The organism is Cupriavidus sp. CP313, from assembly GCF_054072015.1.
On sequence record NZ_JBSVZB010000002.1, the window covers coordinates 219,927 to 233,138 of the forward strand.

Sequence of the window (13,212 nt, forward strand, 5' to 3'; positions counted from 1 at the left end):
GTTGGAACAAGGGATTAGGCGACATTTTGGCGGTCGCATTGGCGCCCTGCGGTGCTGCCGGCTGCGCACCGGATCAGAACCAGGCCTTCCACATTTGCGCAATGTTGTGCCAAAAGCTGTCCGGGATCCACAGCAGGCTGGCGGTCATGAACAGGTAGCGGATGAACTTGCCGACCGCCATCCAGGCCAGGCTGGGCCAGAACGAGAGGCGCAGCCAGCCGGCTAAAGTGCACAACGGATCACCAATTCCAGGCAACCACGAGAACAGCAGCGTGGGCGGCCCAAGCCGGCGCATCCACCGGAAGTAGCGCGCGTCGAGCTTGGGCTTGGGCGGCTTGCGCGTGTGCTCGCGGTGCTCCAGGTGCTCACGGTCGTGCTCGCGCGTCCGGCGCCGCTTGTGGTAGCGCACCAGCGCCAGCTTGGCGGCGTAGCCCAGCCACCAGTCGATGGCGCCGCCGACGGTGTTGCCGGCGGTGGCCACCACGATCGCCGGCCAGAACATCTGCGGATTGAGCTTGACGTAGCCGAACACCGCCGGCTCCGAGCCCAGCGGCAGCAGCGTGGCCGAGATCAGGCTGACCACAAAGATCGCGGGCAGGCCCACCTTGGGCAGGGCAATGGTTTCGAACAGCCAGTCGAAGAAGGCTTCCATGCTTCCATGTAAGGGTGGCGGGTGCAAGTGGGCGCGGCTCATTCTAGCTGCTGTGCCCCGAACGGGGCGCGGGCAAACCACATGGCAGCGCCCCACGATTTGTGATTTACTGTTAGAGCCTGTTGTGGCCAATCGTTCGCCGGCCGCAGCATTCGCGCCAGCATTGAAGCCGCTCGCCGCGTGCGCTGGCGCACCTACAGCAGTTGTAGCGGCAGCACCAATATCACGAATTAGCCGTCCTATAGCCGTCTTAAGCGGCAGTACCGCGTCGTGGCCAGTCCCGCGCAGTTCGTTCGGGATTTCGGGCAATTGGTCATGCGCGTCCACCCCACATGGAGACAAGCATGGCGATTCCGATCCGCCTGACGGTCAACGGCAAGCCCGTTGACGCGCAGGTAGAACCCAACACCCTCCTGGTCCAGTTCCTGCGCGAACAGCTGCGCCTGACCGGCACCCACGTCGGCTGCGACACCGCGCAGTGCGGCGCCTGCACGGTCCACCTGGATGGCCGGGCGGTCAAGTCGTGCAATATCCTCGCGGTCCAGGCCGACGGCGCCGCCGTGACCACCATTGAGGGCCTCGCCGGCGACAAGGCCGGCAACGGCCTGCACCCGATGCAGGAAGCCTTCCGCGAATGCCACGGCCTGCAATGCGGCTTCTGCACGCCGGGCATGGTGATGAGCGCCACCGCGCTGGTGCAGGAGCATCCGGGCGCCGACGCCGCCACCATCCGCGCCCACCTGGAAGGCAACCTGTGCCGCTGCACGGGCTACCACAACATCGTGCGCGCAGTGCAGCAAGGCCAGGCGGCCATGCAGGGCACCACCGCCAGCGCGGAATAAGGGGGACCGGCCATGAACGCACCCGAGAACCAACGCCTGGTAGGCGCGCCGGTCAAGCGCAAGGAAGACTATCGCTTCCTGACCGGCAACGGCCAGTACACCGACGACATCGTGCTGCCGCAGCAAAGCTACGCGTACTTCCTGCGCTCGCCGCACGCGCATGCGCGCATCCGCTCGATCGACAAAACCGAGGCCCTGGCCGCGCCCGGCGTGATCGCCGTGCTGACCGGCGACGAGCTGGCGGCCGACAAGGTCGGCGGCCTGCCCTGCGGCTGGCTGATCCACAGCATCGACGGCTCGCCGATGAAGGAGCCGCCGCACCCGGTGATCGCCCACGACAAGGTGCGCCACGTCGGCGACCAGGTCGCGCTGGTCATCGCCGAGACCCTGCAGCAGGCGCGCGACGCGGCAGAGAAGATCGACGTCGACTATGAAGAGCTGCCCGCCGTGGTCAGCGCCGCCGATGCCGCCAAGGCGTCCACCCTGGTGCATGACGACGTGCCTGCCAACACCTGCTACACCTGGGGCCACGGCGACAAGGCCGCCACCGACGCCGCCTTTGCCAAGGCCGCCCACGTGACCACGCTGGACATCGTCAACAACCGGCTGATCCCCAACGCGATCGAGCCGCGCGCGGTCAACGCCAGCTACACGCGCCAGGACGACAGCTATACCGTCTACGTGGCAAACCAGAACCCGCACGTCGAACGCCTGCTGATGGGCGCGTTCGTGCTGGGGCTGCCCGAATCGCGCTTGCGCATCATCGCGCCGGACGTGGGCGGCGGCTTCGGCTCCAAGATCTTCCTGTACCCGGAAGACGTGGCGCTGACCTGGGCCTCGAAGAAGATCGGCCGCCCGGTCAAGTGGACCGCGGACCGCTCCGAGTCCTTCCTGACCGATGCGCACGGCCGCGACCATGTGACCAAGGCCGAGCTGGCGCTCGACGCCGACGGCAAGTTCCTGGCGATGCGGGTCCATACCACCGCCAATATGGGCGCCTACCTGTCGACCTTCGCCAGCAGCGTGCCCACCATCCTGTACGCGACCCTGCTGGCCGGCCAGTACGCCACGCCCGCGATCTACGCCGAAGTGCAGTCGGTCTTCACCAACACCGCGCCGGTGGATGCCTACCGCGGCGCCGGACGGCCCGAGGCCACCTATGTGGTCGAGCGCCTGGTCGAAACCGCCGCGCACGAGATGAAGATCGACCCGGCCGAGCTGCGCCGCAAGAACTTCATCCGCCAGTTCCCCTACGCCACGCCGGTGGGCCTGACCTACGACACCGGCGATTACGAGCCATGCCTGGCGCGCGCGCAGGAACTGGCCGACGTCAAGGGCTTTCCGGCCCGGCGCGACGAAGCGAAGCAGCGCGGCAAGCTGCGCGGCCTGGGCTATTCCTGCTATATCGAGGCCTGCGGGCTGGCGCCGTCGAATATCGCCGGCGCGCTGGGCGCGCGCGCGGGGCTGTTCGAGGTGGGCGAGATCCGCGTGCACCCGACCGGCACCGTGACCGTGTTCACCGGCTCGCACAGCCATGGCCAGGGGCACGAGACCACCTTCGCGCAGATCGTTGCCGACCGGCTCGGGCTGCAGCTGGACCAGGTCGAAATCGTGCATGGCGACACCGGCCGGGTGCCGTTCGGCATGGGCACCTACGGCTCGCGCTCGCTGGCGGTGGGCGGCTCGGCCATCGTCAAGGCGCTCGACAAGATCGAGGCCAAGGCCAAGAAGATCGCCGCGCACCTGCTGGAAGCCGCCGACACCGACATCGAGTTTAGCAACGGCGTGTTCCGCGTGGCCGGCACTGACCGCACCAAGACCTTCGGCGAAGTCGCGCTCTCCGCCTACGTGCCGCACAACTATCCGCTCGACAAGCTGGAGCCGGGCCTGAACGAAAACGCGTTCTACGACCCGACCAACTTCACCTACCCGTCCGGCGCCTATGTGTGCGAGGTGGAGGTCGATCCCGATACCGGCGAGTCGCAGGTGGTCAAGTTCACCGCGGTGGACGACTTCGGCAACATCATCAACCCGATGATCGTCGAAGGCCAGGTCCATGGCGGCATCGGCCAGGGGCTGGGCCAGGCCATGCTGGAGCAGTGCGTCTACGACAACGACAGCGGCCAGTTGCTGACCGGCTCGTACATGGACTACGCCATGCCGCGCGCCGGCGACCTGCCCGACTTCACCGTCGAAACCGCCACCGGCACGCCCTGCACGCACAACCCGCTGGGCGTGAAGGGCTGCGGCGAAGCCGGCGCGATCGGCTCGCCGCCGGCGTTCATCAATGCGCTGGTGGATGCGCTCAGCCCGCTGGGCGTGAAGGACATCCAGATGCCCGCCACGCCGCACCGGGTCTGGCAGGCCATCCAGGCCGCCCGGCCGTGACCCACGCACACCGCAAAGGAAACCGACATGTACGCATTCAAGTTTGAACGCGCCGCGGATGCCAAGGCGGCCGTGGCCACGCTCAAGGCCGATCCCGACGCCAAGTTCCTCGGCGGCGGCCAGAGCCTGCTGGCCGCGATGAAGCTGCGGCTGGCGCAGCCCTCGGTGCTGGTCGATGTGGCGCGCATTCCCGGCATGGCCGAGATCCGCGTCGAAGGCAATGAGATCGTGGTCGGCGCCGCCGCGCGCCATGCCGATGTGGCCGAGCATGCCGAGGTGCGCCAGCGCATTCCGGCGCTGGCGGCACTGGCCGGCGGCATCGGCGACCGCCAGGTGCGCGCCATGGGCACCATCGGCGGCGCGCTCGCCAATGACGATCCCGCTGCCGACTATCCCGCGGCTGTGCTGGGGCTGGGAGCGACCGTGGTCACCGACCGCCGCACCATCGCCGCCGACGACTTCTTCAAGGGCCTCTATGAAACCGCGCTGGAGCCGGACGAGCTGATCACCGCGGTGCGCTTCCCGATCCCGGAGCAGGCTGCCTACGCCAAGTTCCGCAACCCGGCCTCGCGCTTTGCGCTGGTGGGCGTGATGGTGGCGCGCACCGGCAACACGGTGCGCGTGGCGGTGACAGGCGCGGCCGACAGCGTGTTCCGCTGCCAGCCGCTGGAGCAGGCGCTGTCGGCCAGCTTCACCGCGCAGGCGGCGCGTGGGGTGAAGATCGATGCAGCGAAGCTGAACGCCGACCTGCATGCGTCGGCGGAGTACCGGGCACATTTGATTCCGGTACTGGCGGCGCGGGCGGTGGAGGCGGCGGCGAAGGGGTAGCGCTTCCCCGCTGCCGCATGTTGTCTCCCCTCTCCCGCACTGCGGGAGAGGGGCGCAAACCGCCGGCGTATTTTCCGCATCGGCACACAAGATTGCTCATGCTTCCCACCTCCATCGACGACACCATCGCCCAGCTGGAACGCCAGCAATACTTCGCCGACCGCGAGACCGCCACGGTGCTCTATCTCGCCATGCGCATGCAGCGGCCGCTGTTCCTGGAAGGCGAACCCGGCGTCGGCAAGACCGCCATGGCGCATGCGATGGCCGGCGTGCTCGGCACGCGGCTGCTGCGGCTGCAATGCTATGAAGGACTGGACGCCGCCAGCGCGCTGTACGAATGGGACTACCCGCGCCAGATCATGGCGCTGCGCCTGGCCGAGGCGCGCGGCGAGCGGCCCGAGGCGCAGTCGCTGTACCACGACGACTACCTGCTCAAGCGCCCGCTGCTGGAATCACTGCTGCCCGACCCTGCCGCACCGGAAGTCCCGCGCGTGCTGCTGATCGACGAGATCGACCGCGCCGACGAACCCTTCGAAGCCTTCCTGCTGGAGGTGCTGTCCGAATTCCAGGTGTCGATCCCCGAGATCGGCGTGATCCGCGCGGAGCGTCCGCCGCTGATCGTGATCACCTCCAACCGCACCCGCGAAGTCCACGACGCCCTCAAGCGCCGCTGCCTGTACCAGTGGATGGGCTACCCGGCGCGCGACCGCGAACTGCAGATCGTGGCCGCGCGCGCCCCTGAGGCCGCCGCAGCGCTGCAGGCCCAGGCGATCGACTTTATCCACCGGCTGCGCGGCATCGACCTGTTCAAGGCGCCGGGCATCGCCGAGGCCATCGACTGGTGCCGCGCGCTGTCCGCGCTGGGCGCGACCGAGCTCGATCCGCAGTCCGTGCGCGACACGCTGGGCGTGCTGCTCAAGTACCAGGACGACCTGGCGCGCGTGGACGGCCCCACCGTGGCCGAGCTGCTGGCGGGTGCCACGCCGGGAGGCTGAAGATGGCCACGCTGCACGCCGCGGTACGGCCTGCCGCACCGGCCCTGCCGGTGCTGGCGCGCAACGTCACGCACTTCATGCGCCTGTTGCGCGACGGCGGCTTCGCGCTGTCGCCGGCCCATGCGGTCGATGCCTTGCAGGCGCTGCGCCATGTCGATATCGGCCAGCGCGACGAGGTGCGGGCCGCGCTGGCGGCGCTGGTGCTGTCCGGCCCCGACCAGCGCCCGCTGTTCGATGCCGCCTTCGACCTGTTCTGGCGCGACCCCGACTGGGAAGGCAAGCTGCGCGCGCTGCTGCTGCCGCGCGTCGACAGCGGCGCGCCGCCGCCCAAACGCAGCAACCGGCTGGCCGATGCCCTGGCCGCGCGCCAGCCCGAAGCGCAGTCACGCCCGGCACAGACAGAAGCCGAGCGCATCCACGTGCCGCTGACCTTCTCCGACCAGGAACGCCTGGCGCAGCGCGACTTTGAAACCCTGACCGCGCAGGAATGGCGCGCGCTGCAGCACCTGGTGCGCACGCGCCGCGCCCACCTGGCCTTGCAGCGCACCCGCCGCCTGCGCGCCGCCACCTGCGGCACCCATGCTGACCTGCGCGCCAGCGCGCGCCTGGCGGTGCGCCAGCATGGCGAGTGGCTGCGCTGGAAATTCCGCAAGCACGCCGAGCGCAAGCCGCCGGTGGTGCTGCTGCTCGACATCTCCGGCTCGATGAGCCAGTACTCGCGCGCGGTGCTGTACTTCTGCCATGCGCTGATGCAGTCGCGCGAGCGGCTGTCGGTATTCCTGTTCGGCACGCGGCTGACCAACATCACGCGATCGCTGCGCGAACGCGACCCGGACGAGGCCGTCGCGCTGATCACCGGCCAGGTGCGCGACTGGGCCGGCGGCACCCGCATCGGCGCCGCGCTGGCCAGCTTCAACCGCCACTGGGCACGCCGCACGCTGTCCGGGCGCGCCACCGTGCTGCTGGTCACCGACGGCCTGGACCACGAGCATATCGACCTGCTGGGCGACGAAATGGCACGGCTGCGCCGTTTTGCGCACCGCATCGTCTGGCTCAACCCGCTGCTGCGCTACCCCGGCTTCACCCCGCAGGCGCGTGGCGTGCAAGCCATCCTGCCGCACGTGGACGCACTGCGCCCGGCCCATAACCTGGACAGCCTGCTGGCGCTCGAGACGCTGCTGTCCGACCATGGCGGCCCGCCCCGGGCCGCCACCCCTGCCCTCGCCAGGCACAACAAGGAAGCCCCGCCATGGAAATGAACCAGAGCCAGCGCCTGCCGGTCCCGCAGCAGGTGGCATGGGAAGCGCTCAACGACACCGAGCTGCTCAAGCAATGCATCCCGGGATGTGAGAGTATCGAGCCCGACGGCGACAACGCCTACCAGCTGGCCCTGACGGCCGCGGTGGGCCCGGTCAAGGCGCGCTTCAAGGGCCGCATGGCACTGGAAGACATCCAGGCCCCCGACAGCTACACCATCCGTTTCGATGGCCAGGGTGGCGCGGCGGGCTTCGGCAAGGGCAGCGCCCAGGTCCGGCTGGAACCAGACGGTGACGAGACCGTGCTGACCTACACCGTCAACGCCCACGTGGGGGGCAAGATCGCACAGATCGGCTCGCGGCTGGTGGACGCCGCGGCACGCAAGATGGCAGATACCTTCTTTGCGCGCTTCACCGAGGCCGTCACCCCTGACGCCACAGACGACACGCCAGCGGCCGAGGGCGCCCCCGCCGCAGCCGCCGGCGACAATGAACCGACAGAGGAACCGAAGCGGAAACGATCATGGACAGCGTGGATCTCGAAGTCCTGAAGAACAGCGTGCAGTGGCAGCAGCAAGGCCATCGCGTGCTGCTGGTCACGGTAGTGCGGACCTGGGGCTCGTCGCCCCGGCCCGAAGGCGCGATGCTGGCCGTGCGCGACGACGGCCTGGTGGTGGGCTCGGTCTCGGGCGGCTGCATCGAGGACGACATCATCGACCGCGTGCGCCGGCAGGGCATCACCGCCGACCACCCGGAAGCGATCAAGTACGGCATCAGCGCCGAGGAAGCCCACCGCTTCGGGCTGCCATGCGGCGGCACCATCGAGCTGGTCACCGAACCGCTGACCCCGGCCAGCGGCATCGCCGAGCTGCTCGATGCGGTGGAGAACGGCCGCCTGGTCGCGCGCACGCTGGCCATGGCCACCGGCACCGCCACGCTGGGCCCGGCCAACGCCACCGACGGCCTGGTGTTCGACGGCAAGACCCTGCTGACCATCCACGGCCCGCGCTACCGCATGCTGGTGATCGGCGCCGGGCAGCTGTCCAAGTACCTGTGCCAGATCGCCGTGGGCCTGGGCTTCCAGGTCACCGTGTGCGACCCGCGCGAGGAATACACCGAGACCTGGGACATCCCCGGCGTGACCATGGTGCGCACCATGCCGGACGACACCGTCACCGACATGAAGCTGGACGAGCGCTGCGCCGTGATCGCGCTCACGCACGACCCCAAGCTGGACGACCTGGCGCTGATGGAAGCGCTGCGCACCCGGGCCTTCTATGTGGGCGCGCTGGGTTCGCGCCGCAACAACCAGGCGCGCCGCGAACGCCTCAAGGAATTCGACCTGACCGAGCTGCAGCTGGCGCGGCTGCATGGCCCCGTGGGCATCTACATCGGCAGCCGCACGCCGCCGGAGATCGCCATCTCGATCCTGGCCGAGGTGATCGCGGCCAGGAACCACGTATCGCTGCCCGACATCCTGCAGGTGGAAGGCGCCAAGGCCGCACGCGAGATGGCTGCCAGCACCGGCAGCAGCTGCGACGTCGCGCCCGATCCCACCTGACGACTTCGCGAGTGCCGCCATGACCGCCGCCCCCAACGCTCCCCTGCTCCGCACCGACCTGCCCACCGGCATCCTGCTGGCCGCAGGCTTCGGCCGCCGCTTCGACGCCGCCGGCAAACGCAACAAGCTGCTGGAGGTGCTGCCCGGCGGGCGCTCCGTGGCCTGGCGCAGCGCCCGCACGCTGGCCGCGGCGCTGCCGGAATCGATCGCAGTCATTCGTCCGGGCAACCCGGCACTGGCGGAGGAACTGCGCCGCGGCGGCTGCCGCGTGGTGGAGTCGCCCGACGCCGATGCCGGCATGGGCGCAGCCCTGCGTGCCGCCGTGGCAGCCACGCCCGAAGCGCGCGGCTGGGTGGTGGCGCTGGCGGATATGCCCTGGTTGCCGATGGAGCTGATCCGGGCGGTGGCGTTGACGATCACCACGCCCGATACCATCGCCGCGCCGTGGCGCAACGGGCAGCGCGGGCATCCGGTGGGTTTTGGCGCGGCCTGGCGAGAGGAATTGCTGAAGCTGGACGGGGATGAGGGCGCGCGGGCGTTGTTGAAAGACAAGCCTGTGACGCGGATCCTGACCGAGGATGAAGGAGCGTTTCGCGATATTGATACGCCAGGAGACTTGAAGTGACGCGGACAGCCGCGGTCTGCTTCGCTTCTTGAGCCTGCGCAGCAGCCGCAGGCGTCCCCGCGTTGCCGTTCGCAGCAGGCGGCCTACACCCTGCATGGGGATCGTTCAATAGTGGGTGATCGAAGGCACTGTCCCTGACTCACATGGCGTAGCAGGGTCGAACGAGCAACCACGCCCAAACGGCAAGCACCGCCGTATGAACCACCAACGCCGTGTAATGGATGGCCAGCCGCCCAGGCGACGCGTTCTTTGCCTACTTTCTGTCGCTCGGACAGAAAGTAGGTCGCCGGCTACGCCGGCGAAACAGCCACGCTAGTCAAAAGCGATGACGTACCGCACGCCCCCAACCAGCCCTCACTCACCCAATCCCCCCCGCCACCTCACTAGTCTTCACCGCCATGATGAAATCATTCCGGTGCAACCCCTTGATCTTCTTGGTCCGCCACGACACCGTGGCATGCCCCCACCCAAAGCTGATCTCCGGATGATGCCCCTGCGCCTCGGCCAGTTGCCCGACGCCGTTCACGAACGCCAGCGCCTGCGCAAAATTGCCGAAGGTGAAACGCCGTTCGAGCCGCGTCGCGCTATCGACCAGCTCCCACCCCGGCGCCTGCTGCAATAACACCTCGGCTTCAGCCGGCGTCAGCGGCGGCACCCCGCCACGGCAAGGCGTGCACGATTGCGCTGCCAGGTCTTCGCTCATGGTCATGCTCCCCGACCGGAAGACAGCCCGCCTCTCAGGCCCCTTCGGTCTCAGTCAGTGCGCGCAGGAACTCACCGCTCCACCAGTGCACATCCTGCGCGCGGATGCGCTCCAGCAGTTTCTGGTGCCGCTGCTGGCGCTCGGCCAGCGGCATGTGCAGCGCCTGCTGGATCGCCTGCGCAGTGGCGCGCGTGTCGTACGGATTGACCAGCAGCGCCTCGCGCAGTTGCTCGGCGGCGCCGGCAAAGCGCGACAGCACCAGCACCCCCGGGTCCTCCGGGTCCTGCGCGGCGATAAACTCCTTGGCCACCAGGTTCATGCCGTCGCGCAGCGGCGTCACCAGTGCCACGCGGCTGGCGCGGCACAGGCCGGGCAACCGCTTGCGCGCGGTGGTGCGGTGGATATAGCGCACCGGCATCCAGTCCAGCTCACCGAACTCGCCGTTGATGGCGCCGCTCAGCTGTTCCATCTCGCGGCGCAGGTCGGCGTAGGCATCCACCGACTCCCGCGACGGGGCGGCGATCTGCACCAGCGTTGCGCTCGAACGGTTCTCGGGATACTCGGCCAGCAGCCGGTAGAACGCCTTGAGCCGCTGCGGCAGGCCCTTGGAATAGTCAAGCCGGTCGATGCCCAGCAGCAGCCGGCGGCGCGCGTACTGCGCGCACATCATCTCGTAGGTTTCCTGCGCATCCGAGCCGCGGCCCAGCTCCATGAACTCGTCGACGTCGATGCCGATCGGGAAGGCCTGCGCCCGCACCGTGCGGTGGAAGGCGCGGTAGCGGTGCTCGCCCATGGGCTCGGCCTGCGCTTCGGCCTGCACGTAGCGCGAGAAGTGCTCGACGTCCGCATGGCTCTGGAAGCCCAGCAGGTCGTAGGCGAACAGCGCGCGCATCAGCCACTCATGCTGCGGGATGGCGGCCAGGATCAGCGGCGGCGGCAGCGGCACATGCAGGAAGAAGCCGATCTTCTGGCCACAGCCGATGGCGCGCAGCTCTGAGGCCAGCGGGATCAGGTGGTAGTCATGGATCCAGATGATGTCGTCGGGCTGCAGCAGCGGCGCCAGCCTGCGCGCGAACAACTGGTTCACGCGCCGGTACCCGTTCAGGAAGTTGGAGTCGAAGTCCGCCAGGTCCAGCCGGTAGTGGAACACCGGCCACAGCACGCCGTTGCTGTAGCCCAGGTAGTAGGCGTCGTGGTCCTCGCGGCTCAGGTCGACTGTGGCCAGCGTCACGTTGCCGGCCTGCTGCAGGTGCAGGTCGCCTTCACCCGGCGTGCCGCCCTGGGCGGTTTCCAGCGCCTTGCCGCTCCAGCCGAACCACATGCCGCCGGTCTGGCGCAGGGCTTCGGAAAGCGCGACGGCGAGGCCGCCCGCCGCCACGTTGCGGGGATCGGCGACCCGGTTGGATACCGCTACAAGTCTTGGCATATGTTGTTTTTTTGGAGTCCTCTGTTCTGGTTGCCGTGGATGCCGTGGGCGCAGGCGGTTCAGATCACCGTGTCCCACGGCGCCGACAGCCGCATCGCGCCATTGATCAGCCCGACCATCGAATACGTCTGCGGGAAATTGCCCCACATCTCACCGGTCACGGGATGGGTATCCTCGGACAGCAGCCCCAGCGGATTGCGCGCGGCCAGCATCGATTCGAAGATCTCGCGCGCTTCTTCGCGCCGGCCGATGCGCGCGAGGGCATCGATGCGCCAGAACGTGCAGATGTTGAACGCGGTCTCGGGCTTGCCGAAATCGTCGGGTGCCTCGTAGCGGCGCATATAGGGGCCGTCGCACAGCGATGCCTCCAGCGCCTTGACGGTGGCGATGAAGCGCGCATCGCGCGGCTCGATGAAATTGACTTCGCCCATCAGCAGCACGCTGGCATCCAGCTCGCGTCCGCCGAAGCTTTCGGCAAAGGCCTGGCGCTCCTCGCTCCAGGATTCGGCCAGGATGCGCGCCTTCATGCGGTCGGCATGGTCGTGCCAGTAGGCGGCGCGCGCCTGCAGTTGCAGCTTGTCCGCAACCTTGGCCAGGCGGTCGCACGCGGCCCAGCTCATCAGCGCCGACGACGTATGCACGCGCGCCCGCGTGCGCAGCTCCCACATGCCGGCGTCGGGCGTGCCGAACACTTTCACCGCCTGTTCGCCCACCTCTTCCAGCCGGCGGAATTCAGCGGGGCCGCCGCGGTGCAGCAGCCGGTGGTCATGGAAGGCCTGGGCCGCGCCCAGTACCACGTTGCCGTAGACATCGTGCTGGAAGTGCTCCTGCGCCTGGTTGCCCACGCGCACCGGGCCCATGCCGCGGTAGCCGGGCAGATGGTCGAGCATGCTTTCAGGCAGCTCGCGCTCCAGGCCGATGCCGTACAGCGGCTGGATATGCCCGTCCTGCGACTGCATCACCACATTGGACAGCCAGCGCAGGTAATCCTCCATGGTGCCGACCTCGGACAGGCTGTTGAGCGCGCGCACCACAAAGAAGGCGTCGCGCAGCCAGCAGAAGCGGTAGTCCCAGTTGCGGCCGCTGCCCGGCGCCTCGGGGATGCTGGTGGTCATCGCCGCGACGATGGCGCCGGTCTCTTCGAACAGCGACATCTTCAGCGTGATGGCCGCGCGGATCACCGCGTCCTGCCATTCGCACGGCACCGCCAGGCGGCGGCTCCACAGGCGCCAGTAGGCGGTGGTTTCCTGCTCGAAGTCGCGCGCGGTTTCTTCCACGCCATGCGCGAGGGTCTCGTCCGGGCCGAGGATAAAGTTGTACCCGCGCGTGACCAGGAACGGCGTATGCGACAGCACATAGGCCATCGGCGCGTCGGTGGTCATGCGCAGGGTCATGTCGTCGCCGATATAGCGCACATGGCTGCTGCCGCGCGTCATCTCCGGCGCCTTGCGGCCCCATTCGAAGCGCGGCGCCACCACCACGCGCACCCGCGGCGCACCGCGCACCGGGCGGATGCGCCGGACCAGCGCGGTCGGGCGGAAGTAGCGCCCCAGCCGGAAGAAGCGCGGCGCAAAGTCGGTGATTTCCAGGCAGTTGCCGTGGATGTCTGTCAGCCGCGTGCGCAGCACCGCGGTATTGGGCTCGTACCATTGCCGCGACGACTGGAAGTCCTCGATCTCGATCGAGAAATGGCCGGCGTTCTCGCTCGGGTCCAGCAGCGCGTTGAACACCGGGTCGCCATCGAAGCGCGGCAGGCACGACCAGACAATGCGCCCGCGGCAGTCCACCAGCGCAGAGATGGCGCAGTTGCCGATCATGCCAAGCGACAACGACGGATTGGCAAAGCGGCTGCCGCCGTCCACGGTCTTGTGCACGCCTTCGGTCGGCGGCTGGCCCGGTTCGCTCGGGCTGCTCGGATTGGTCACAGCGATACCTC

At 68.5% G+C, this 13,212-nt stretch carries 12 protein-coding genes; 8 read left to right on the plus strand and 4 right to left on the minus strand.

Features of this window, described 5'->3' with window-relative positions; genetic code table 11:
- Window positions 1–73: 73 nt before the first annotated feature.
- Window positions 74–652: a YqaA family protein gene (locus ACW4E8_RS03235; RefSeq protein ID WP_456803195.1), complete on the minus strand. Its 579-nt coding sequence runs from the start codon at window positions 650–652 to the stop codon at window positions 74–76.
- 344 nt (window positions 653–996) lie between these two features.
- On the opposite strand from ACW4E8_RS03235, the gene ACW4E8_RS03240 reads away from it, so the two are divergent.
- The 8 genes from ACW4E8_RS03240 to ACW4E8_RS03275 all read left to right on the plus strand — a co-directional run bounded on the left by ACW4E8_RS03240 (window position 997) and on the right by ACW4E8_RS03275 (window position 9,147).
- Window positions 997–1,494: a (2Fe-2S)-binding protein gene (locus ACW4E8_RS03240; RefSeq protein WP_018314794.1), complete on the plus strand. Its 498-nt coding sequence runs from the start codon at window positions 997–999 to the stop codon at window positions 1,492–1,494.
- A 12-nt stretch (window positions 1,495–1,506) separates the two neighbouring features.
- Entirely contained in the window at window positions 1,507–3,882 is a 2,376-nt protein-coding gene (locus ACW4E8_RS03245; protein WP_456803196.1) for a xanthine dehydrogenase family protein molybdopterin-binding subunit, read from the plus strand.
- Between the two features lie 27 nt (window positions 3,883–3,909).
- Complete coding sequence (locus ACW4E8_RS03250; RefSeq protein ID WP_456803197.1) at window positions 3,910–4,710, plus strand: FAD binding domain-containing protein; 801 nt, start codon at window positions 3,910–3,912, stop codon at window positions 4,708–4,710.
- Between the two features lie 98 nt (window positions 4,711–4,808).
- Window positions 4,809–5,705: an AAA family ATPase gene (locus ACW4E8_RS03255; RefSeq protein WP_456803198.1), complete on the plus strand. Its 897-nt coding sequence runs from the start codon at window positions 4,809–4,811 to the stop codon at window positions 5,703–5,705.
- A gap of 2 nt (window positions 5,706–5,707) precedes the next feature.
- Window positions 5,708–6,964, plus strand: coding sequence for a vWA domain-containing protein (locus tag ACW4E8_RS03260; RefSeq protein WP_456803199.1), 1,257 nt, complete (start codon window positions 5,708–5,710; stop codon window positions 6,962–6,964).
- The gene (locus ACW4E8_RS03265; protein ID WP_013955523.1) at window positions 6,955–7,512 is read left to right on the plus strand and encodes a CoxG family protein; all 558 of its coding nucleotides are present in this window, start codon (window positions 6,955–6,957) and stop codon (window positions 7,510–7,512) included. The genes ACW4E8_RS03260 and ACW4E8_RS03265 overlap by 10 nt, the downstream gene beginning before the upstream one ends.
- On the plus strand, window positions 7,485–8,522 hold the full coding sequence (locus ACW4E8_RS03270; RefSeq protein ID WP_456803200.1) for an XdhC family protein: 1,038 nt from the start codon (window positions 7,485–7,487) through the stop codon (window positions 8,520–8,522). Before ACW4E8_RS03265 ends, ACW4E8_RS03270 begins: the two co-directional genes overlap by 28 nt.
- 19 nt (window positions 8,523–8,541) lie before the next feature.
- Window positions 8,542–9,147: a nucleotidyltransferase family protein gene (locus tag ACW4E8_RS03275; protein ID WP_456803201.1), complete on the plus strand. Its 606-nt coding sequence runs from the start codon at window positions 8,542–8,544 to the stop codon at window positions 9,145–9,147.
- Window positions 9,148–9,505: 358 nt separating this feature from the next.
- Here the strand turns inward: ACW4E8_RS03275 and ACW4E8_RS03280 are convergent, their stop codons facing one another.
- From ACW4E8_RS03280 to ACW4E8_RS03290, 3 genes are read right to left on the minus strand one after another with little or no spacing between them, the layout of a single operon-like run.
- Window positions 9,506–9,850 (minus strand): 4a-hydroxytetrahydrobiopterin dehydratase, encoded by a 345-nt coding sequence (locus ACW4E8_RS03280; RefSeq protein WP_456803202.1) that lies wholly within the window; start codon window positions 9,848–9,850, stop codon window positions 9,506–9,508.
- 34 nt (window positions 9,851–9,884) lie between these two features.
- Window positions 9,885–11,276: an alpha,alpha-trehalose-phosphate synthase (UDP-forming) gene (otsA, locus tag ACW4E8_RS03285; protein ID WP_456803203.1), complete on the minus strand. Its 1,392-nt coding sequence runs from the start codon at window positions 11,274–11,276 to the stop codon at window positions 9,885–9,887.
- A 59-nt stretch (window positions 11,277–11,335) separates the two neighbouring features.
- On the minus strand, window positions 11,336–13,201 hold the full coding sequence (locus ACW4E8_RS03290) for a glycoside hydrolase family 15 protein (RefSeq protein ID WP_456803204.1): 1,866 nt from the start codon (window positions 13,199–13,201) through the stop codon (window positions 11,336–11,338).
- Window positions 13,202–13,212 lie beyond the last annotated feature (11 nt).